This window comes from Amycolatopsis sp. NBC_00355 (assembly GCF_036104975.1).
GTDB lineage: Bacteria > Actinomycetota > Actinomycetes > Mycobacteriales > Pseudonocardiaceae > Amycolatopsis.
In genome coordinates this window covers 463143-485095 of record NZ_CP107982.1, presented here as the reverse complement: position 1 = coordinate 485095, position 21953 = coordinate 463143, and the positions used below count along the sequence as shown (strand labels likewise).

Genomic DNA, 21953 nt, shown 5'->3' with positions numbered 1-21953 from the left:
GACTCCGAATACTCACTACCTATTTCCGAATACGTAGGGGGACCAGGCATCAGCTCGCGGAGCCGGTAGTCCGTGTCCTGCGAATGCATCTCGCGCGATGTCTTCCAACCCACGGTACCCGGGCATCTCACCAGGCTGATAGTGGCCTGAATAGTTGTCGAAGCTGGTGATGTTGCCAGACGCGTCAACGTCGAAGGTGCCAGCCATGTGTACAGGATCACCCTCGGACAGACTGGTATGTCCAGCGCTGTTGTCAAGTGCCCACATTGCGTCGTCGTGCATCGCTCGAAGCGATCCGTCCGTCTTGACCACGTAGTGATGTCCACCCTCGGCCAGCGGCTCTCCGGGCTTGATCCCTGCTTGCGAGGGAAGCCGCCCCTGAGGGGTGTTGTCGACACCTGGCCGGCCTGCCTTCCAAACGTAAGGATCGCAGTTGTGGACGAGGACCGGGGTCTCGCCGGCTTCCACATAGTACGTGTGCAGCTCGTCGATCGTCAGGTCGTAGGTGACCTCCGTCGAGTGGTACGGCGTAACCTCCTCGACCGTCGCCTCGCCGCCGTCGGCGGTCTGCAGGTGGTCGCCCGCCCGCAGGTCCACCGCCTCGACGAACGCGCTCCGCGTCACGTCGTAGAACGGGTGGTGGAACGTTGTCGTCAATGTCGCCGGCGCCGCCGAAGCCGGGGCCGCCGCACTTGTCGCCACCACCGCGGCGACAGCCAGACCCGCTGCCGCACGGCCCAACACCCGGCGCAACGGCTTCACCTTCACGTTCACGAAGTCGTGGTCGGTCTCCGTCACGATCACCCGGTCCACCGGGTGCGCCTCCAGCCCCGCCTTGCCCGGCTGCGAGTTCGCAACCCGATCCCCCACCTTCAGCGAGGAAATCGGCTTCGCAGAACCATCGGTCAACAGGACCTTCGTGGAAGCCAGGAAGCTGTGGCACCCCACCGGCTCCTCCGCCGAACTCCGGCCCCGCGCCCGCAACCCACCCAGGGCCCCGAACGCCGCGCCGCCGACACCGCCGGCCAGGGCACCCGTCCCCGCCGCCGACAGCGCGCCGCCCACCGAGCAGTCGCGGCCGCAGTTCATGCCGTAACCCGCCAATGCCGTCACGCCGCCGCTGACCGCTCCGGCACCCGCGCCGATCAAGCCCTGCGTCGCGGCCTGGGGCAGCACGCCGTCCAGGGCCTCCGCCACCAGCTTGCCGCCCAGCGGGCCAGCCAGGCCCGCGCCCAGCGCACCGCCCAGCGCGCCCAGGCCGACCGCCTCCACCGCGCCGCCGACCGAGCAGTTGTGCGCCTTCGAGCAGTCCATCCCGTAGGACACCGCACCACCGACCGCGCCACCGATGGCAGCACAGCCCACCGCCCCGATGCCCAGCGTCGCTGCCGTGCACGCCGCGCCGACCAGCACGCCCGCCGCGATGCCCGCGATCGTCGACGCGTGGTCCTTCACGAACGTCGCCACGTGCGACGCCGCCGAAGCTGCCGCGTGGCCCACGGCCGTCGCCGCTGTCGACACCGCGTGACCCACCGTCTTCGCCGCCGACACCGCCGCGTGCACCACCGCCGTCGCCGCGTGGGCCACCGCGTGCGCTGCTGTCTTCACGACTTTCGCGACCGCGTGGTACGCGGTTTTCACCACGTGCACCGCCGCGTGGTACACCTTCTTCGCGTACCGGACCACCGCGTGGTAGGCGTTGCGGACCACCCGCCCCGCCGCGTGGTAGGCGTCCCGCACTACGTGGTAGCTGGCCACCGCCACGTGCACGATCGGCTGCACCACATACGTGTTGACGAAGTGCGCCGCCGGCTGGATCACCTGGTGGTAGACGAACGACGCCGCCGGCGCCACGACGTGGTTGCTCACGAACGACCACGCGTCGCTGAACCAGCCGTGCCCCGACGGGTCGGTGCCCGTCATCGGGTTGTCGTCGACGTAGGCGAACTTGTTCGCCTCCATCGGGTTCGGCACCGGGCTGTTCGCCACCGAGTCCCGGTTCATGAACTGCCCGACCGCCGGGTTGTACCAGCGCGCCGCCATGTTCACGTTGCCCGTCGACCGGTCCGTCCAGCCCGACTGGTACCCCAGCTGCCCCTTGGCGTTCGCCGACGCCAGCACGTTGCCGAACGGGTCGTAGGTGCTCGACCCGCTCAGCGCGCTGCCGGTGGCGGTGAACGTCCCGACGACGTCGGTGTGCTGGTCCACGAAGGCGTACGCCCCCGCACCGCCGGTGGCGACGCCGACGAGGCCGCCACCCGGGTCGCGGCTGTAGGTCGACGTGCCGTCCGAGGCGATCGAGTTGCCCTGGCCGGAGAAGGCGAACGTCGTCGCCGCGCCGGACGCGATCGTCGTGTCGGTCAGGTTCCGGCCCAGCCCGTCGTAGCCGAAGGCCTGCGTGCCCTGCACGGCCATCTGCCCGAAGGCGTCCGACGCGGACACCAGGGTGCCGGTCGAGGACGCCCGCTCCCGCAGCGTCCCGCGCGCGCTGTAGCTGTAGGTGTTCGCGCCGTCCGACGTCAGCTCGTCGCGGGCGTCGTAGGTGTAGGTCGACGAGCCCACCTGGGTCCGGTTGCCCGCCGCGTCGTAGCCGTAGGCCACCGTGCTGACGCCGTTGTTCCAGGACGCGAGCCGGCCGGCGAGGTCGTAGGTGTAGGTGTTGGCCGCCGACCCTGCGAACCCGGTGGTCGTCTTCGACGTGAGGTCGTCGTTCGCGTCGTAGCCGTAGCCGACCGACGCGATCGCCGCTCCACCGGCGGTCTTCAGCGTGTCGCCGGTCAGCCGGTGCAGGCCGTCGTAGCCGAACGTCCGCGCGTTGCCTGTCCCGTACTTCACGCCGCTGACCTGGTTCAGCGGGTTGTAGCTCAGCGTCTGCGTGCCACCGGTGACCGCGTCGGTGACGGTCGAGAGCCGGTCGGCGCCGTCGTAGCCGTACGACGTCGTGCCCGCCGCGTCGGTGCGCGAGGTCATCAGGCCGTCGGTGTTGTAGGCGAACGACGACGACCCGGCCGAACCGCTGGCGGTGAGCAGCGCGCCGCGGTCGTTGTAGCCGAAGGTTTCGCTGCTCGCCGCCTGGTGGTCCGAGTGCCCGGCGACGCCGGCTTCGGTCGTGGCCACCGAGGTCATCCGGCCACCGGGGTCGTAGCCGAACGTCCGGGTGGCCGTCGCGGCTTCGGCGCCGCTGCCGCTCTGGCTGACCAGGTTCCCGTCGTCGTCGTAGCCCGCCGTGACGGTCACCCCGCCCGGCTGGGTCTGCGTGACCGGCCGGGCCGCCGCGTCGTAGACCGAGGTGAAGGTCCGGTCCGCGGCGGAGGTGTAGGCGGCGGTGACCGGCTCGACGACCGCCTCGGGCTGGTTCCACGCGTTGTAGCGGGTGATCGTCGCGTTGCCCCGGCCGTCGGTGAACCGCGTCCGGTTTCCCGCCGCGTCGTAGCCGAACGACGTCGTGACGGACGCCGTCGCCGACACCGGCTGGATCTCCCCGGTGAGGCGGTTCCCGCTGTCGTAGGTGAAGGTCCGCGCGGTCCCCCGGCCGTCCACAGTGGACGTGAGACGGCCGCCGGCGTCGTAGGCCGCCGACGTCTGCCGCAGTACCGCGCCGGTCGCGTCCTTGCTGGTGACGCGCACCGGGCGGCTCGACTGGTCGAAGTCCGTCAGCGTCGCGGTGTTGTCGGCGGCGGTGACCGACGTCTTCTCCCCGAGGTAGCTGTACCCGTACCGGGTGGTGTTCCCGGCCGCGTCGGTGACCGCCGTGGTCTGCCCGAGGCCGTCGTACCCGTAGGAGGTGACGGCGCCGGCGGGCGTCGTGGTCGAGGCCAGGCGCGCGCCGCCGGGGTTGGCGCCCGACGCGGCGTAGGAGTTCGTCGTGGTCGCGGTGAGCGTGCTCGGGTACCGCTCGAACACCGTCGAGGTCAGCGGCCGCGAAAGGAAATCGTAGGTCGCCTCGGTGCGGGCGCCGTTCGCGTCGGTCACCGAAAGCCGGTCGCCGTTGGTGTCGTAGGTGGACGTCGTCTTCGCGCCGGAAGGCCGGGTCACCTGGGCGACGTCGCCGAGCTGGTCGTAGCTCATGGTGGTGACGTGGCTCAGCGGATCCTTCTCGGTGAGGACCTGCCCGATCTTGTCGTAGGTGCGCACGGTGGTCGCGGTGATCGGGGCGCCGCCGCCGGGCGGGGTGTAGTCCGGGTTGGTGACCGACACCGGCTGGCCGGCCGCGTCGTAGACGGTGGTCACCTGGTTGCCGTCGGGGTCGACGGCCTCGACCGGCTCACCGAAGGTGTTGTACCCGGTCGTGGTGACCGGGTGCACGGCGGTGGCCGGGCCGCCGTTCGTCTCGGTGGTGACGGTCGGCGCGGTGGTCACCGCCGGGTTCCCGGCCTCGTCGCCGGCGTAGGTGGTGACATTGCCGTTCGCGTCGGTCGTCGACGTCGGCAGGCCGCGCTGGTCGACGGTCCAGGTCGTCGTCTCGGCCCCCGAAGACGCCGTCGTGCCCCCGCTGCGGCCGCCGGCGAAGATCGTCGTAACCTCCGCCGCGGACAGCGCGCGGGAGTACGCCTGGACGCCGGCCAGCTGACCCGTGGCGTAGTTTCCGTCGGCGCCGAGGTACCAGCCGTGCCCGAGCACCAGCGGGCCTGTGCTCGCCATCGGCGCCGGGTCGGTGGTGGTCCCGGCCTGCGCGCCGTTGACGTACAGCGTCATCGCGCCGGTGCCCGCGTTGTACACGCCCGCCAGGTGGGTCCACGTCCCGGCCTGCGCGTCGGCCGCGGACTCCGCACGGTAGGTGGTGGCGTTGGCGGCGTCGGTGCCGAACCGGGAGAAGGACCACTTGTGGCTGCTGCCGTCGTACTCGAGGTAGAGGCCGCTCATCACGGTCCCCTTCTGCACGGCGAAGGTCTGGAACGCCGAGCCGAGCGTCGCCGGCTTGACCCAGGCCGACACCGTGTAGGCCCCCGTGGTGTCGAGCACCGGGCCGTTGGTGGCGATCTGCGAGCTGGTGCCGTTGAGGCTCGCGGCACCGTCGGACCAGGTGACGGCCGAGGCCGCCGCCGTGTTCCCGGTGCCGGAGGAGTCGGTGACCGTGGTGCCCGACGTCTGGTTCAGCTTCCACCAGCCCACCGGGTGCCCGGCACCGTCCGCGGCGACCGAGCGGGAGGTGAGCACGCCCATCGGATCGTAGGTCGTGCTGACCGTGCGGCTGCGGCCCGACGGATCGGCCTGCGTGGTGGTCGCGACCTGGTCGTCCGGGGTGTAGGACACCGACGTCGTGCGGGCCGCGCCCGCCGGGTCGTCGACGGTCCGCGAGACCCGCCCGGCGGCGTCCACTGTGGACGCCGAGGTGTTCGCGCCATTGCCGGTGACCGTGCCGATCTGATTGCCGGCCGCGTCGTAGGTGTTCGACTCGGCGACGAACGCCTGCTGCCCGGTGGGGTCCTTGCGGGTGACGGTCGCGGTCAGCCCGTTGTCGGTGTAGGTGTAGTACGTGGTGTCGCCCATCGAGTCCGTTTCGGACGCGAGGCGCCCGGCCGGGTCGTAGGCGTTGGACTTCTGGGTCAGGAACGTCGCCGGCCGCGGGTCGGCGGGATTGCCGGTGTACCAGACGCCCTGGGTGAGCAGCCGGCCTTCGCCGTCGTAGGTCCAGTCGGTCTCGGTGCCGTTGGCGTCGGCCTCGCTCTTCTTGTTGCCGTAGACGTCGTAGGTGTAGCTGGTGACGTTGCCGTTCGCGTCCGTGCTGGAGGCGACCTGGTCCTTGTCGTTGTAGGTCGAGCCCGACGTCCGGGCGGCGTCGCCGCCGGTGCCGTCGGCGACGGTCTGCGAGGTGAGGCTGCCGTCGGCGTTGTAGACGCTGGTGGTGACCGCGTTGTGGATCGCGCCGGTCACCCGGTCGGTGACCGCCGGGTCGGTCTGCGAGACGACCTGGTCGCTCCCGTCGTAGGCGTAGGTGGTGACCAGTCCCGCCGGATAGCTGTCGGACACGGCCGTCTTCGACAGGAGGCGGCCGAGCGGGTCGTAGGCGAAGCGGGTGACCAGACCGTCGGCGTTGGTCGTGCTCGCGACGTCACCGTTGTGCAGGTAGGCCACCTGGTTGACGGCGCCGCCCGGCGAGGTCGTCTTCACCGGCAGCCCGGCGGGCACATTCCCCGAGTCGGCCGCGAGGAACGCCGAAGTGCCGTCGCTGTAGGTGATCGCGGTGGTCCGGCCGCCCGCGAAGCCCGGCACCGGCGGAGTCGTGACCGAGGTGCGGTTGCCGGCGGTGTCGTAGCCGAACGACGTCAGGTACGCGGGGTCCGTCGCGCTCGAGGAGCGCGGGTCCCGTGAGGTGAGCATCAGGTCGTTGCGCGCGTCGGCCGTCGTCAGCTGCGCCGTGGTGTCGTCCGGGAAGTACGTCGAGTACGACGTCGAGCACTTCTCGGCGGCCTGGTCCTGGCAGGTGGTCTGCGAGACGGTGTTGCCGCGCACGTCGTGGCCGACGGTCACCACGTTGCCGTTGGGGTCGGTACTGGTGTGCAGGAAGCCGGCCGTGTCGTAGCCGTAGGTGGTGCGGTGCCCGGCCGTGTCCGTCTCGGCGATCTTGTGGTTCCCGGCGGCCGGGTCGTACTGCTGCGTCGACGTCTTGCCCGCGGGGTCGGTGATCGTCGCGGTCGTCAGCGGGGCAAGCCCCTGCGAGTTGCCCGCGGCGAGGAAGTGCTGAGCGACCTCGGCGGCGGACAGCGACGAGCGGTAGAACCCGACCTCACCGATCGAGCCGCCGAAATAGTTCCAGGTGTTCCCCGAAGGCGCCGCCGGCCACCCGTTGGAGTTGTAGACACCGGCACCGACGAAGTTCAGCGGGTCGTAGTTGCCGATCTGGCCGGACAGCGTGGCGACCTGCTGGCCGTCGAGGTACAGCACCTGGCTGGTGTTCGCGCCGGACAGCACCACGTGGTGCCACTTGCCGTCGTTGACCTTGCCCGGCGAGGCCATGCCCGACACCGTCGTGTCCCAGAAGTGGCCGTGCAGCTTGCCGTCGGTGCCGACGTACAGGACCGGCATCGCGCCGCCCGATGGGTTCGCGGCGCCGAGCGCCGAGGTCCCGGTCGAGAAGAGCGTGCCCGCGGCCGCCGACGTCGTCGAGAACCACAGCTCCACCGAAGCCGTGGTGGACGCGCTGACGAGGTGATCGGGCAGCGTCGCCCCGGCGACGGTGCCCGGTAACTTCGCCGCGGTCGAGTCGGTGAACGGGCCGGGCACACCGAGCGTCGCGTTCGTGTAGGCCGACGGCCGGTAGTTGACCTCGCCCGCCGGGACAGCCGTGCCCGGCGCGTCCGCGAACCGCTGGTACAGCTCGGGGTGCGAGCCGAGGACGGAGCCGCGGTAGACCTGGCTGGAGCCGGCCGCGGTCAGCGGCGCGTACTTCCAGGTGCCGCCGTTCTCGTCACCGATCTGCGTGACGGCGTCGGAAACCGGGTCGTAGGAAACCGTCGTGTGCACCGCGCCGGAGGGCCGGGTGATCGACGTCAGCAGGCTCGACTGCTGCTTGCCGCTCTGGTAAAGGGCCAGTTCGCGCTGGCCGGGCACGGGCTTGTCCCACACGGCGACGTCGGCGATCTGGCCGTTGAAGAAGGTCGCGGTGCCGGGCTTGCCGGCGTTGGCCTGATCGGGCCACTGGTTGCCGAGGAACCCCGCGCCGATGTAGCGGTTCTGCGGGCCCATCGGCACGATCGCGCCGATCGTGGACCCGACGAACTGGCCGTCGAGGTACATGCCCTGGCTGGTCGAGGAGTGGGTGAACACCACGTGGTGCCAGGCGTTGTCGTTGACCGGGGCCGGGGTCGTGACGGTCTTGTCCGTCGCGCCGGTCCAGTACTCGCCGATCAGCTTCCCGTCGTTGCCGACGTAGAGCGCGGGCGTGTACTGCGACGCCGGGCTCGTCGCCTCGGTCAGCGGCATGGTGCTGTAGGAGAACAGGACTCCGTTGGTGGCCGCGGTCTTGAACCACATCGACACCGACATCGTGTTCGGCGCCGCGGCGTCGGCCCGCGGGAGCTGCACGTACGACGAGGTGCCGTTGAACCCGGCCGACGTCGCCGCCGAGCCCGCCAGCGCGCCGGGCCGGCCGAGCGTGACGTCGTGGTAGGTCGCGGCGTCGGCGCCTTCGTTGGTCAGCACCGCGCTCGCGGCGGTCGTCCCGGACGCTTCGGCCAGCGGCCAGAACGAGTGCGGGCCGAGGTCGAGCGCGCTGGTCCGGTAGGGCGACGCGGCCTGGTAGCCGTACCGCGTGCAGGCGGTCGTCGTGCCCGGCGGGCAGACGCTGGTGAGCCGGTCGCCGGTGTAGCCGTAGGTCCAGGTCAGCGGCGCGCCCGGGGTGAGGTCGTCGGTCGAGACCGTGGCGACGTGCGGGTTGGTGGCGCCGGCCGGAGTCGTCCAGCTCAGGTGCAGGGCGCGGCCGGAGATCGCCGACGTCAGGGCGGTGGCGCGGCCGGCGGAGGTGGTCACGGTCGTCGCGCGGCCGTTGGCGTCCGTGATCGAGGAAAGCTGGTAGACGCCCGATCCTAGTGACTGCGTGAAGGTGTAGACCGTGTCGTTCTTGTCGGTGAGGCTGTAGCCGCCGGTGATCGCCTTGAAGGTGGCGAACCGCCCCGACGGCGGGGAAAACGTGCCGTCGGCGTTCTTGCCGTAGCCCACTTCGGAGCCGTCCGGGTAGGTCACCAGCACGCTGACGACGGTGCCGGTGCCGTCGAAGTCGTACTGCTCGGCGGCACGCGCGTCGACCACGCTCGACCAGCCGGCGCCGAAGGCCCCGCTCGTGCGGGGATCACGGGAGTTGTAGTCGCGCACCACCGACAGGGCGGGCCCGACGCTGCGCACCTCCGCGTCGGTGGCCGACGTCGTGTAGTTGCCGATGCTCGGCTCGACGCCGTGCACGCCGGTGTTCTGCGACAGCGACGACGTCACCAGCGGTTGGTCCACACCGACGGTGAGCGGGTTCCACGGCGGGTCGGCCGAATAGGACGAGCCGTCGTAGGCCTGCACGGCCCAGTAGTAGGTCTGGTTGTACTTGAGCTTCCCGGCCGGGACCCGCCAGGTGCCCTCGGCGACCAGGCCGGAGTCGGCGATGGTCGTGCCCGCCTGGTCGGCGACCTGGTAGCGGTACTTCAGCGCGCCCGGGCCGGCGTCGATGTCGTGGGCCGTGGCGAACAGGAACGGGACGAGGCTGGTGGTGACGCCGCCCGCGCCCGGGTACGCGGAGTCGACGACCGGCGGCACGTTCCCGCTCGTGGTCAGCGACAGGACCGGCTGGAAGCCGGCGTTCATCTGCCACGAGTCGAACTGCTTCCAGTGCAGCGAATCGTTCGTGGCCGCGTAGACGGCGAGGCCGTTGTCCGCCACCGACCCGTTGGCCCAGCCGGTGAACGTCGCCGCCGACAACGGCACGCTCACCCAGTCGCCCACCGTCCGGTCGGCCGCGCGGTTGGCGCACGCGGTGGGCACCGACGGGGTGGCGTTGCCGATGCTCGCACCGTAGGACGGCCCCGGGTAGGCGGACACGCCGGACGGCGTCCACGTCTGCGTCACCGGGGCGACGTCGAAGCGCTCGGCGACGCACGTCGAGGCCCAGGTGTCGAACAGCTTCAGCGTCGCGGAGCTCACCGTGATCTGGGAACCGTCGAGATCGGCGGGGAACTTCAGGAAGGTGTTCGCCGAATCGGGGCCCGAGTTGAACGACCCGATCTTGACGACCTTCTCCATCGAGTGGTCCCCGGGCGCGCCGGCCTCGGCGTAGGTCGAGGCCGGCGTGTCGGTGAAGGTCGGGTCGACGGTCACCGGGAACACCCGGGCCGGGTCGGCCAGCCACCGCGGGTCCAGGGTGACCTTCAGCGCCGGCGCCCCGGCGGCCGTCGTCAGCTCGTAACCGACCGCGTAGGTCGTGGCCGGGACACCGGAAACCGGGTCGACCCGGGAATCGAAGGCGTAACCGCGCGGGATCCGTTCGCGGACCGCCCCGGCGCCGTCGACCAGGCTCACCGAGCCGTCGGCTTCGACGCGCGGCGTCAAACCGTTGAGGGACAACGGGAACACCCAGGTGCTCGGGGCCGCCGCCGAGCGCAGCACGACCGACTCCTTGAGGCCGGTCGCCGTCGGTTCGAGGGCGAGATCGGTGTCGCGGAGCACGCCGGGGTAGGTCGCGGACCGGCCGTCGACGCGGGGCGCGACCGGAGCGGCTCCCTGCAGGCCGTAGGCGAGATTGTGCTCGCCGTCGACGGCGAGGGCGGCCAGCGCCGGGTCGGCCGCGTTGCCCGCGAAGTCGACGGCCCGGGAGTTGGCTGCTTCGTGCCAGCGGCCGTCCTGTCCACTGTGGACCGAGGTGTCGATCGGCCGCCAGCCCCACGGGCCGTCGGCGAAGTTGACCGGCTCACGGGTGTAGTCACGGCTGACCGAGCCGTCGGCGTTGGTGAAGAAGTTCATCGTCGCCGAGGACTTCGTCGCGTCGCGGTGGCTCGTCACGGCGTCGAAGCCAAGCGTCGCCGGGCCACTCGGCCCCGGCGTCACCTTCCGGTCGTGCGCGGCTTCCGGGGCCAGCTCACCGGGCGCGCGGCCCGGCGCATTCCCGGCGCCGCCGTCCGCGCTGGTCTCCGCGGTGGTCGCGTCGTGGCGTTTGCCGTCGGCCGATCCGCCTGCCTGCCGTGGTGTCACGCCCCAGTGCGGCGAGCCGGAGAACAGTGAACCGAGCCACGACGTGAACTCCCGCACGGGCAAGTGGCCCGGCGCGAGCTGAGCGGCGTCCGCCTGCCCGGAACCGAGCGAAAACGCCAGCGCCAAAAGTATCCAGACAGCACAAACTCTGACGGCACGACGACCCACGAGTCTCCCCCTCGATGACCATCCCCGACGAACGGCGAGAAAGTTCACCACAGCGGAGGGGGTTCGTACCAGCCCGCAAAACGACCAATCACGGAGATCAAGAGCACATGACAAACCGGACTTAACCTACGCAAAATGCACTTATCGCAACAATTTCTCAGTGACCGGCGGCGTGCGCGGCTTCACGAACCGCGTCGGCGACGTCCGCCCGGAGGTGCTCGGTCACCCCCACGGGGGACACGTTGGCCGCCGCGCCGCCCGCGGCGCCGATGGCCACGAAGCGGATGGCGGGGTGCGTGCCCGCCTGGGCGAGCGCCACGGCCGTGCCCGGCTCGCCCACCGTCAGGACGACGTCGCAGCGCCGCTGCGCCAGGGAGTTCAGGTACGGCAGGTAGTTCGCCTCGGTCGCCGGGCCCGCCGCGGCAAGGTAGGACGCCTTGGTGCCGGTGTCGCCCGACGCGTCCTGCAGGCCCGCCCACACCGGCGCGACCCCGGGCGCCGCGAGCCCCTCGGGACCGGTCAGCAGGCACGCCGAGTAGTCGGCGTAGACGCGTGCCCGCGCCGGTGGCAGCCCCCGGTCGTCACCCCTGGGCCACCACAGCAGCACCGCCACTCCCGCGACCAGGATGACGCCGGCCACCACCGCCCACCAGAACCGCCGCACGGCTTCCCCCTCACTCCCGCGTGTCCCCACGGTAATGCACGGGCGGCGCCGTCCGGTGGCTCAGTCCGTCGTCCCCGCCGGGGCTGTCGCCACCGCCGCGTCGCCGAACTTGATGCCCTTGGCCTCCTTGCCGAGCGCCGTCAGGACCGCCACCGCGATCAGGCCCGGGACCACCGTCCACAAGAGAGCCGACGAGTACCCGTGGGACTCCGCGATCGCTTGCTGGATCGGGAGGTTCAGCGCCGCCAGGAGGTTGCCCAGCTGGTAGGTCACGCCCGGGTAGAAGCCGCGGATCGCGTCCGGGGACATTTCCGTCAGGTGTGCGGGGATCACGCCCCACGCCCCCTGGACCATCACCTGCATCAGGAACGACCCCAGCGCCAGCATCCCTGCGCCGTGGTCGAACGCGAAGATCGGGATCACCGGCAAACCGAGCACCGCCGCGGTGACGATCGTGCGGCGGCGGCCCAGTCTCTCCGACAGCGTGCCGAACGTCAGGCCGCCGATGATCGCGCCGACGTTGTAGAGCACCGCGATCCACGTGCTCGTCGTCGCGGTCAGGCCGGCGCCGCCGTTGTCGTGCGCCTTCAGGAAACTCGGGTAGACGTCCTGGGTGCCGTGGCTCATCCAGTTGAACGCCGTCATCAGCAGGATCAGGTACCCGAAGCGGCGGATCACCTTCGGGTTGAGCAGCACGTCCTTGACCGACGTCCGCGTCACGCGCAGCTTCTCCCGCGTCGCCTCCCAGACCTCGGACTCCCGCACCCGGGCGCGGATCAGCAGGCTGATCAATGCCGGGAAGATGCTCAGCACGAAGATCCAGCGCCACTCGAGGTTCAGCGCCGAGTGGAACAGCAGGTACGCGAGCGCCGCCAGCAGGTACCCGATCGAATAGCCCACCTGCAGCAGTCCCGAGAAGAACCCGCGGCGCGCCACCGGGATCTTCTCCATCGCCAAGGCCGCGCCGAGGCCCCACTCGCCGCCCATGCCGACGCCGTAGGCGAACCGCAGGATCAGCAGCACCGTGAAGTTCGGCGCGAACGCGCACAGCAGACCGGCCACCGAGTACACCAGGACGTCCACGATCAACGGCACCCGCCGCCCGACGCGGTCCGCCCACAGACCGAACAGCAGCGCGCCGACCGGGCGCATCACCAGCGTGGCCGTGGTGATGAACGCCAGCTGGGTCGCGGTCGCGCCGAACGACTTGTCCTTGGCGATGTCCGCCAGGACGAACACCACCAGGAAGTAGTCGAACGAGTCCATGCTCCAGCCCAGCAGGGCCGCCAGGAACGAGTTGCGCTGGTCGGATGTAAGCGCTTTCTTGACTGGAGCCGGTTCCGCCTGCCGATCCGTCACGTTTGCCCCGTCCGTCGGTTCTTCACCGGAAGACTTCAGGCTTGGTCTAGCACCGACGGCCCCGTGCGGGCAAGAGTGGACGTCGTGATCAGTGCGGGACGCCGATGCGCACCCGGCGGCCGACGTCGCGGGCCCAGGCCTTGATCCGGTCCCAGTCGCGGAAGTCGCCGGCGCGCTGGCCCGACGCCATCAGCCGCGGGATCAGCCCGCGTACGGTCGCCGGGTCGAGGCGGCCGCCGAAGGTCGCTGTGCGCTCGGCGTCGATGCGGGCCGCGAGCAGCGCGACGTTCGCCGGCAGGCCGACCTGGTGGGTGGCCGCGCCCGGCCCGCACGGCCCGCTGTGGAACAGCCACACCGGGCGGTCGGCCAGGTCCCGGGCGTGGTGCTCCAGCAGCCGGACGGCGTCGGGCCGCCAGCGGTGGTAGTACAGGGCGCTGCCGACGACCACCGCGGCGTAGCCGTCGACGGTGGCGACGTCGGCCGCGTCGCGGACGTCCACGGTCAGGCCGGACTCGCGGAGCTCCGCGGCGATGACCTCGGCGATCTGCCGGGTACCGCCGTGCCGTCCGGAATGGGCGACGAGGACTGCGGTCATGGGTCCATTGTCAGCCTTGGCGCTCGAATCGGCGCCGTGGGCCCGGCACGATCCGCCGAACGGGCGCTTCCCCTCAGCTGGGCGCCAGGAACGCCGGTCGCGTCACGGGGTCGGGATCGTCGTAGTAGCGCCGGAAGACCGCCGTCTGACCACCGGAAACAGGCGGCACGATCCAGCTCCAGTCGGCCGGGCACCGGCGCCCGGCGCGTTCCTCCTTCTCCAGGTGCGTCAGGAACCGCCGCGACTCCGTGTGGTGGTCGGCCATCGTCACCCCCGCCGCGTCGAACGAGTGCTGCACGGCCAGCGTCAGCTCGACGAGCGCCCGGTCGCGCCACAGCGTGCGCTCGGAGCCGGTGTCGAGGCCCATCAGCTCCGCGATGGCGGGCAGCAGGTCGTAGCGGTCCTCGTCGGCCAGGTTCCGGGCGCCGATCTCGGTGCCGAGGTACCAGCCGTTGAACGGCGCGGCCGGGTACGTGACGCCGCCGATCTCCAGCGGCATGTTGCTGATCGCCGGCACGGCGTGCCAGCGCAGCCCCAGCCCGGCGAACCAGCGGTGGTCGGGGTGGGTCAGCGGCACCTCCAGCACGGCGTCCGCGGGCAGCGTGTACAGCCGCGGGTCGCCGGGAACCGACTCGACCAGCAGCGGGAGGACGTCGAACGAGCCTCTCCGCTCCGGCGGCCGCCAGCCGAGCCGCCGCACCTGGTCGGTGAACTCGACGTATCGCGGGTCGCCGAGCACGGAGCCGTCGTCCAGCCGGTAGCCGGCGTAGCGGATGAGCTGCTCGTTGTGGATGCGCGGCCCCGGCTCCTCCGGGGTGTCCGGGGCGAAGACGGTGATGGTCGGGCGGATCCGGCCGGACCGGGTGGCCTGGCACAGGTGGGCGACGCACTCGCCGGCGATGTCGCCGGGGTCGGTGACCCGGCGCCGGTCCCGGACGCGGAGGCTGTTCCAGTAGAGCCGGCCGATGCAGCGGGCCGAGTTGCGCCAGGCGACGCGGGCGCCGAACGCCAGCTCGGCGGGTGTGTGCCGGTAGGTGCCGGTTTCGGCGATTTCGGCGCGCACCTCGGCGAGCCGCGTCTCGAGCCACGTGCCCTGCTCGGCGGCGCCTTCTTCGAACATGAGGTTGAGGAATTCCTCGGCCTCCGCGGAATTGACGCTCTGTTCCCCCGACACCCGTTGGTGGTAAAGTGCCGGCGCGGTTGTCACCCGCTCGGACGTAGCAGTCACCGCGCTACCCCACTCTCCGAAATCGTGATCTGCATCCCGACGGGAAGGTTCACCGTTCCTCCGATGGTCGCCGACAACACTGTCGGCCGGAAACGGCTGCAGCACGCGCGCTTCCGACCAGGCGGGGGAGAATACCTCACGTTTTACGGAACACGATCCCCCGACCGCCCAGTACATCTCACCTGTCCCGAAATACCGCCACAACCTGCGAAAACGTCGAAAATTAGTGGCTACCAAGCGTTATCCGGACATGTCGCAGCGCATTTCCCGTCAATTGATCACTTTTGCCCGTGAAACACAGGTGATTCTTTCCCACGCGCCGATCTTCGGCTTTTCGTGCGCAATCGGCGAACGGCCTTTCCCGCCGCGGGTCCCCCGTGTACGCGCGCGTGCGGGCGCGTCGTTTAGAGTCGGCTGATCGGCAGAGGAAGGACGTTTCGTGCACCGGATCCCCGTGGTCCTCGTCGCCGGGTTCCTCGGCGCGGGCAAGACGACGCTGCTCAACCACCTGCTCGCCAACCGCGAGGGCGCCCGGGTCGGCGTCGTGGTCAACGACTTCGGCAGCGTGAACGTCGACGCGCTCGCCGTGGCCGGGCAGGTCGACACGATGGTCTCCCTCGGCAACGGCTGCCTGTGCTGCGCGGTCGACGCGAGCGGGCTGGACGCGATGCTGGGCCGGCTGTCCTCGGCCGAGGCGGGGATGGACGTCATCGTCGTCGAGGCCAGCGGCATCGCCGAGCCGCGCGACCTGATCCGGCTGATGATCGCCAGCGAGAACCCGGACATCCGCTACGGCGGGCTGGCCGAGGTGGTGGACGCCGCCGAGTTCGAAGCCGCTCGCGGACGCCACCCCGAGCTGGCCGACCACCTGCGGCTGGCCGACCTGGTCGTGCTGAACAAGGCCGACCGGGTCGAGGCCGACGCGCTGGCGAAGGTCACCGCGACGGTCGAGGAGCTCGCGCCGGGCCGCCCGGTGCTGGTCACGGCGCACGGCCGGGTCGACCCGCGGCTGTTCTTCGACCCGGAACCCCGCGGCGAGCGGGTGGGCCAGCTGTCCTTCGACGACCTGCGCGAGGACGACCACCACGACCACTCGCAGCACCTGCACGCCGTGTACGAGACGGTCACCTTCACCGCGGGCGCCCCGCTGGCGCCCAAGGCGTTCGTCGAGTTCCTCGAGCGGCGCCCGGCCGGCCTCTACCGGATGAAGGGCCAGGCCGACTTCGGTTCGGGGTCGCGTTTCCGGCTGCACACGGTGGGCGGATTCGTGCAGCTGGACCGCACGCCCTGGCCGGCAGGCGAGCGCCGGACCGAGCTGGTCCTGATCGGCGCGGGCCTCGACACCGACGCCGTCCTGGCCGAACTGCGCGGCTGCCTCGCCGAGCACCCGGGCGTGCCCGACGAGCGCGGCATGCTGCACATCCTCCGGTACCTGCCCGACCAAGCCTGAGTCCCGCCACGCCGAAGATCGGCAAAACCGCGGATTCCCGCCGGCCCCGGCAGAGACTGTCGGCCATGACGACCACCGAGGTGAGCGCACCACGCTGGTACCTGGTCGGCGTGCTGCCCGAAGAAGTCCCCCTGGCCCACCTGATGACCCGCTCGGGCGACCTCCGCTACCGCCGGTCCGCGTGCGGCGAGCGCGAGTCGCGCAGCTGGAAGCCGGTCGACATGGCGACATCCGAGGTCGCGCCCTGCCCGGCGTGCGTGGCGACACTGCCCGCTCCCCCGGCCGGCTTCCGAGTCGCCCCGGACGGCGCCGACCGCGGTCAGCTCAGCCTCGAGCTGGAGATCTAGCCGCTCTCCGGCAAACTGCACTCCGACCCACTGCCCGTGTCGGCCCTTCCGGGCAGCGTGTTGGCCGTTGACGAGCGGCTCGTCGTTCGCGAACAGCGACCATGATCACCGGAACGGCCAGCACGGCGTTGTCGGACACCACTCAGCCGCACGAGGTCCGCCGACGAGACACCCGCGTCCTGTTCAACGGCCCGTATCGGCGGCTACACCAGCGGCTTCTCGAAGCAGACCGACTCCGGGTCCCCCTCGTGCGGTGGGAAGTTCGGCACCCGCCGGTAGCCCGCGCGCTCGTACAGCCGCCTCGCCGCCGGCTGGCGGCGCCCCGTCTCCAGGCGGATGCGGGCCGCGCCTGCTTCGCGGGCCAGGCGCTCGGACTCCGTCACCAATTCGCCCGACACTCCCGAGCCGCGGGCGTCCGGCGCGACGAACATCCGCTTCAGCTCGTACACGCCCGGTTCGACCGGCTCCAGCGCGCAGCAGCCGATCGCCCGCTCGCCGTCCCACGCGAGCAGGTAGCGGGTTCCCGGCCGCAGGGGCGGCGGCTGGGCGTCCACCGGCAGGTCGTAGACCACCACCAGCTCCGCCGTCATCGCGGTGATGAGCGCGATCAGCAGTCCGTCGTCGGGCGCGCACTCCGCGACGGTCGTCAAGTCAGGCCTTCTTCGCCCGGCTCGGCGCGACGCGCGGCGGCTCGTTCGGCATCTTCGGGTAGACCGGCGGCCACGGCGCGTCCATCAGCCCGCCGGCCATGTCGGCTTCCGACATCGCCAGCAGCGGCTCGATCGACTGCGGCCGCTCCCCCGCGCCGGCCCACGGGTCGCCGCGCTCGGCCAGGCGGGCCGGCACCGTGCTCAGCGTGAACGTGTCGGGCTCGACGCCGGCCAGCTCGTCCCACGCGATCGGGGTCGACACCTGGCCGCCGACGCGGGGGCGCACGCACCACGTGCCGAACACGGTCTTGTGCGGCGCGTTCTGGTTGAAGTCGACGAACACGCGCGAGCCGCGTTCCTCTTTCCACCACTGCGCGGTGATCTTCGAGGGGTGCCGCCGTTCCAGCGCCCGCGCCAGCGCGACCGCCGCGGCCCGCACCTGGAAGCTGTCCCAGCGCGGCTCCAGCAGCACGTACAGGTGCAGGCCTCGCGAGCCGGACGTCTTGAGGTGGCCTTCGATGCCGAGCTCACCCAGGAATTCCCTGGTCAGCAGCGCGGCTTCGCACAGGTCGCCGAAGCCGATGCCCGGCGACGGGTCGAGGTCGACGCGCAGCTCGTCGGCGACCTCGGGCGTGTCCGCGCGGTACGGCCACACGTGGAAGCCGAGGCAGCCGAGGTTCACCGCCCAGAGGATGTGCGCCAGATCCTTCGCGACCAGGGCGTCGCTCGTGGTGCCGTTCGGTGTCGACACCACCGTGGTGGACAGCCACGGCGGTGCGCCCTGGGGCACGCGTTTCTGGAACCAGTTCTTGCCGCCCGCGCCGTCCGGGTAGCGCTCCAGCAGCAGCGGGCGCCCGCCGAGCCGGGCCAGCAGCGGGCCGGCGACCGCGCGGTAGTACTCGACGAGGTCGAGCTTCGTCTCGCCGCGCTCGGGGAAGTAGACCTTGTCCGGGCTGCTGATCTTCACCTCGACGCCGTCGACGTCCAGCAGTACCGCGCCGCTCATCGCGCCTCCCCGAACAGCTTGGCGAGCTCGGCGGGCGGTGCTTCGTCGAGCTGGGCGTACGTGCAGGACTCCGGGGTGCGGTCGGGCCGGAACCGGACCAGCCGCCCGCCGTGGCGGAAGCGCCCGCCCTGCAGGTGCTCGTAGCGCACCTCGGCCACCCACTCGGTGCGCAGCGGCTCCCAGGCGAGATCCTTGCCGGGCGCCCAGCGGCTGTTCGCGCCCGGCTGGCGGCCCGGCTGGGGCTCGTACTCGGCCCAGGAGCGCCAGGGATGGCCCTCCAGCGCGTTCTCCCGCAGCGGCGCCAGCTCCTCGACCAGCTCCGCCCGCCGCGCCTTCGTGAAGCTGCTGGCGACGCCGACGTGGTGCAGTACACCTTCGTCGTCGTACAGGCCGAGCAGCAGTGAGCCGACGCCGACGCCGTCCTTGTGCCAGCGGAACCCGGTCACGACGCAGTCCGCGGTGCGCTCGTGCTTGACCTTCCACATGACGCGTTTGTCCTGCTCGTACGGCTGATCGGCGGGCTTGGCCATCACGCCGTCGAAGCCCGCGCCCTCGAACCGGGTGAACCAGTCTTCGGCCTGGTCCGGGTCCTCGCTCAGCGGAGTCAGGTGGACGCGCTGCATCCCTTCGGCGTCGGTCCGCAGGACACTCTCCAGCTGCTTGCGGCGTTCGCGGAACGGCTCGCCCGTGAGGTCGGTGTCACCGAGGGCGAGCAGGTCGAACGCGACGAAGCTGGCCGGCGTCTCCTCCGCGAGCTTCCGCACCCGCGAGGCCGCCGGGTGCAGCCGCAGCTGCAGCACCTCGAAGTCGAGGCCGGCCGGGGTGACCAGGACGATCTCGCCGTCGACCACGCACCTCGGCGGCAACGCCGCGGCCAGCAGCTCCACCAGCTCCGGGAAGTACCGGGTGAGCGGGCGATCGTTGCGGGAACCGAGCTCGATCTCGGCACCGTCGCGGAACACGACGCACCGGAAGCCGTCCCACTTGGGCTCGTAGAGCAGGCCCGGCGTGCGCGGCACGTCGTGCACCGCTTTCGCGAGCATCGGCCGCACGGGCGGCATCACGGGCAAGTCCACCGCGCGAGCTTAAAACACGGGTACGACACTTCTTTTGAAAAACGACACAGCCGGGCGTGATACACACGTCCTCGTGACCACCGAACGCCCCGAACCGCCCCTGGTCGGGGGCGAGCGCGAAATGCTGCGCACGTTCCTCGACTTCCACCGCGCCACCCTCGCCATGAAGTGCGACGGACTGTCCGACGAGGACTTGCGCCGCGCCTCCAGCCCACCCTCGACGCTGTCCCTGCTCGGCCTGGTCCGGCACATGGCCGAGGTCGAGCGCACCTGGTTCCGGCGGGTGATCGACGCCGAGGACGTCCCGCTGCGGTGGTCGGCCGACGGCGACTTCCAGGCGGCCTACGACGCGAGCGCCTCGACTCGCGCGGAGGCGTTCGACGCGTGGCAGGCCGAAGTGGAGCACTCGCGCAAGATCGAAGAGGCCGCCGAGTCCCTGGACGTCACCGGGTACCAGGCGCGCTGGGGTGAGCACGTCTCGCTGCGGCTGGTGATGCTCCACATGATCCACGAGTACGCCCGGCACAACGGCCACGCGGACTTCCTCCGCGAAGCCATCGACGGCGTCACGGGGGCCTGATGGACGTGCTCGCCTGGCTGTGCGACGCCGATCCGGCCCTGCGCTGGCAGGTCGAGCGCGACCTGCTGGGCGAGCCGCCGCCGGTGTGGGAGGCGACCCGCGCCCGCGTGGCGGCCGAGGGTTTCGGCGCGCGGCTGCGGGAAAAGCAGGACCCGGACGGTCAGTGGGCCGGCGGCGCGTTCTTCCCCGCGGACTTCGACTTCGCGAGCATGAAGACGGCCGGCCAGCCGTGGACGGCGACGACGTGGGTGCTCAACGACCTGCGGGAGTGGGGCCTCGACGCCGCCGCCCTGCGCGGGACGGCGGAGCTGCTCGCCGAGAACTCCCGTTGGGAGTACGAAAACCTGCCGTACTGGGACGGCGAGGTCGACTGCTGCATCAACGCGTGGACGCTCATGAACGGCCGGTGGCTCGGCGCGGACGTCGCGGGGATAGCCGGCTGGTTCGTCGAGCACCGGCTGCCGGACGGCGGCTGGAACTGCGAGTGGGTCGAAGGTTCGACGCGCTCGTCCGTCCACTCGACACTCAACTCGCTCAAGGGCCTGCTGGCGTGGGACACGGCGACCGGCGGCTCACCGGCGACCCGCTCGGCCCGCCGAGCCGGTGAGGAATACCTGCTGGAACGCGGTCTCTTCCGGCGGCTCTCGACCGGTGAGCCGGTGCTGCCGGAGGTGGGCAGCTTTTCGTACCCGTTCCGCTGGCAGTACAACGTGCTCAACGCGGCCGAGTACTTCCGCCTCGCGTCCCTGCTCGACGGCACGCGCCCGGACCCGCGCATGGCGGAGGCGATCGAGCTGATCCGGGCGGCCCGGCAGCCGGACGGCACGTGGCTCCAGGGCCGCCGGCTCCCGGGCCGGGTGTGGTTCGAGGTCGACGTCCCGGAAGGCGAGCCGTCGAAGTGGCTGACGCTGTCCGGTACCCGCGTCCTGGCCTGGTGGGACGGGTCGTGAGTGGCTAGGGCGGTTAGAACCGCCCTGACCACTCACGACCACCGGCGGTCAGAGCGCCGCCAGCACCAGGCCACTGCGCGGCTTCGGCGTGAAGTACGTGGCCTTGCGGGGCATCCGGCGGCCCGCCGCGTGCACCGCCAGGACGTCGGCGTAGGCGACCGGGGCGAGCAGGACCACCGCGTCCGCGCCGGCCGGGACCGGGCGGCCGGCCGGGAGCGGCTGGACGTGGGGGCCGTCCGGGTCGATGTCGAGCGCCTCGGCGAACAGCACGCGCTCGACGATCTCGTGGTCGATCACCGGGCCCGACCAGGCCTGCTTCGGCAGCGGGACCCGCAGCACCGCCGAGCCCGCCCGGACCACCACCTCGCCCCGCACCGGGACCGCGTGGTCGTCGTAGCGGACGTCGAGGCCGGCGGCGGACCAGCGCGACACCAGATCCTCCGGGCCGAAGCCGGTGCCGGTCAGCACCCGGTTGATGGCGCCGATCCGCAGCTGCGGGCCCGCGGTGACCAGCGCGAGGAGCGCGCTGTGGCCGGCCGCCGCGGCCGCGGCCACGCGGTGGTTGCCGTCGGCGACCAGCAGGTCGGCGCCCGCGACCGCGGCCAGCAGCCGGTCCTGCAGCGGCCCGGCGGGCACCACCCACAGGTCGTGCCGGCGACCGGCGGCGTCCGAAGTGGACAGATCGGGCAGGCCGAGGCCGGCGCAGGCGCGTTCGACCTGCTCGGTCAGCAGGTCGCCGTCCACGGCCGGGACGAGCAGCGCGGCGCTGGTCGCGCAGCCCAGCCCGGCCAGCACGGCGGCCCGCTCGGCGACGACGTCCGGGTAGACGTCCTCGGTGTGGCGCACCCGCGCGGTGCCGTCGTCGGTCACCGCCGCCGGGTCGACCAGGCAGAGCAGGCCGAGCGCGACGCCGTCCGGACCTTCGATCCGGTAGGGCGCGACGAACTGCCGCACCGGGCGGTAGAAGCGCTTGCGGAGCCGTTCGAGCACGGCGCGCGCGATCGGGACGGCGGCGGCCAGGTCCAGCCCGCGGGCCAGCGCCGCCGGCGTGCGATCGGGGTGCTGCACGGCCAGCAGGCCGTCCGCGGCGCCGGGGGCGGCCAGCGCGGCGGTCACGCGGTCGGGCTCGGCGAACTCGTCGACGTCGGGGCCGGGGACGGTGTCGCGGACCACCCAGCCCTGCTCGATCGGTCGGATCCACTCGCTCATCCG

General features: G+C 71.5%; 13 protein-coding genes. 4 read left to right on the top strand and 9 right to left on the bottom strand.

From position 1 onward, the window contains the following. Positions 1-15 precede the first annotated feature (15 nt). The 5 genes from OHS18_RS01910 to OHS18_RS01890 all read right to left on the bottom strand — a co-directional run bounded on the left by OHS18_RS01910 (position 16) and on the right by OHS18_RS01890 (position 14628). Entirely contained in the window at positions 16-10794 is a 10779-nt protein-coding gene (locus OHS18_RS01910) for a LamG-like jellyroll fold domain-containing protein (protein WP_328615667.1), read from the bottom strand. Between the two features lie 199 nt (positions 10795-10993). After that, the gene (locus tag OHS18_RS01905) at positions 10994-11500 is read right to left on the bottom strand and encodes a hypothetical protein (RefSeq protein ID WP_328615666.1); all 507 of its coding nucleotides are present in this window, start codon (positions 11498-11500) and stop codon (positions 10994-10996) included. A 60-nt stretch (positions 11501-11560) separates the two neighbouring features. Beyond that, complete coding sequence (locus OHS18_RS01900) at positions 11561-12859, bottom strand: MFS transporter (protein WP_442875334.1); 1299 nt, start codon at positions 12857-12859, stop codon at positions 11561-11563. 88 nt (positions 12860-12947) lie between these two features. Then, a complete protein-coding gene (locus OHS18_RS01895; protein WP_328456736.1) occupies positions 12948-13454 on the bottom strand; it encodes a flavodoxin domain-containing protein in 507 nt (168 codons plus the stop codon). Between the two features lie 73 nt (positions 13455-13527). Then, positions 13528-14628 (bottom strand): nitric oxide synthase oxygenase, encoded by a 1101-nt coding sequence (locus OHS18_RS01890; protein WP_328456738.1) that lies wholly within the window; start codon positions 14626-14628, stop codon positions 13528-13530. A gap of 493 nt (positions 14629-15121) precedes the next feature. Here OHS18_RS01890 and OHS18_RS01885 point away from each other — a divergent pair, with 493 nt between their 5' ends. Both OHS18_RS01885 and OHS18_RS01880 read left to right on the top strand, forming a co-directional pair. After that, positions 15122-16132 (top strand): CobW family GTP-binding protein, encoded by a 1011-nt coding sequence (locus OHS18_RS01885; protein ID WP_328615665.1) that lies wholly within the window; start codon positions 15122-15124, stop codon positions 16130-16132. 65 nt (positions 16133-16197) lie between these two features. Beyond that, a complete protein-coding gene (locus OHS18_RS01880) occupies positions 16198-16479 on the top strand; it encodes a hypothetical protein (protein ID WP_328615664.1) in 282 nt (93 codons plus the stop codon). A gap of 203 nt (positions 16480-16682) precedes the next feature. Here the strand turns inward: OHS18_RS01880 and OHS18_RS01875 are convergent, their stop codons facing one another. From OHS18_RS01875 to OHS18_RS01865, 3 genes are read right to left on the bottom strand one after another with little or no spacing between them, the layout of a single operon-like run. Then, positions 16683-17129, bottom strand: coding sequence for a GNAT family N-acetyltransferase (locus OHS18_RS01875; RefSeq protein WP_328456744.1), 447 nt, complete (start codon positions 17127-17129; stop codon positions 16683-16685). A 1-nt stretch (position 17130) separates the two neighbouring features. Further along, the gene (gene ligD, locus OHS18_RS01870) at positions 17131-18135 is read right to left on the bottom strand and encodes a non-homologous end-joining DNA ligase (RefSeq protein ID WP_328456746.1); all 1005 of its coding nucleotides are present in this window, start codon (positions 18133-18135) and stop codon (positions 17131-17133) included. Further along, positions 18132-19211 (bottom strand): ATP-dependent DNA ligase, encoded by a 1080-nt coding sequence (locus OHS18_RS01865; RefSeq protein WP_328456748.1) that lies wholly within the window; start codon positions 19209-19211, stop codon positions 18132-18134. The genes ligD and OHS18_RS01865 overlap by 4 nt, the downstream gene beginning before the upstream one ends. A gap of 73 nt (positions 19212-19284) precedes the next feature. Here OHS18_RS01865 and OHS18_RS01860 point away from each other — a divergent pair, with 73 nt between their 5' ends. Both OHS18_RS01860 and OHS18_RS01855 read left to right on the top strand, forming a co-directional pair. After that, positions 19285-19791, top strand: a complete 507-nt coding sequence (locus OHS18_RS01860) for a DinB family protein (RefSeq protein ID WP_328615663.1) — start codon at positions 19285-19287, stop codon at positions 19789-19791. Then, positions 19791-20741, top strand: coding sequence for a squalene cyclase (locus OHS18_RS01855; protein ID WP_328615662.1), 951 nt, complete (start codon positions 19791-19793; stop codon positions 20739-20741). The genes OHS18_RS01860 and OHS18_RS01855 overlap by 1 nt, the downstream gene beginning before the upstream one ends. Before the next feature lie 48 nt (positions 20742-20789). Here the strand turns inward: OHS18_RS01855 and OHS18_RS01850 are convergent, their stop codons facing one another. After that, on the bottom strand, positions 20790-21950 hold the full coding sequence (locus OHS18_RS01850) for a DUF1015 family protein (RefSeq protein ID WP_328615661.1): 1161 nt from the start codon (positions 21948-21950) through the stop codon (positions 20790-20792). Positions 21951-21953: the final 3 nt, after the last annotated feature.

What these genes read in the sequence shown, in the direction of transcription:
- OHS18_RS01880 (WP_328615664.1), top strand. Translation starts at nt 16,198, where the DNA reads ATGACGACCACCGAGGTGAGCGCACCACGCTGGTACCTGGTCGGCGTG.
- OHS18_RS01895 (WP_328456736.1), bottom strand. Translation starts at nt 13,454, where the DNA reads ATGACCGCAGTCCTCGTCGCCCATTCCGGACGGCACGGCGGTACCCGG.
- ligD (WP_328456746.1), bottom strand. Translation starts at nt 18,135, where the DNA reads ATGAGCGGCGCGGTACTGCTGGACGTCGACGGCGTCGAGGTGAAGATC.
- OHS18_RS01855 (WP_328615662.1), top strand. Translation starts at nt 19,791, where the DNA reads ATGGACGTGCTCGCCTGGCTGTGCGACGCCGATCCGGCCCTGCGCTGG.
- OHS18_RS01850 (WP_328615661.1), bottom strand. Translation starts at nt 21,950, where the DNA reads ATGAGCGAGTGGATCCGACCGATCGAGCAGGGCTGGGTGGTCCGCGAC.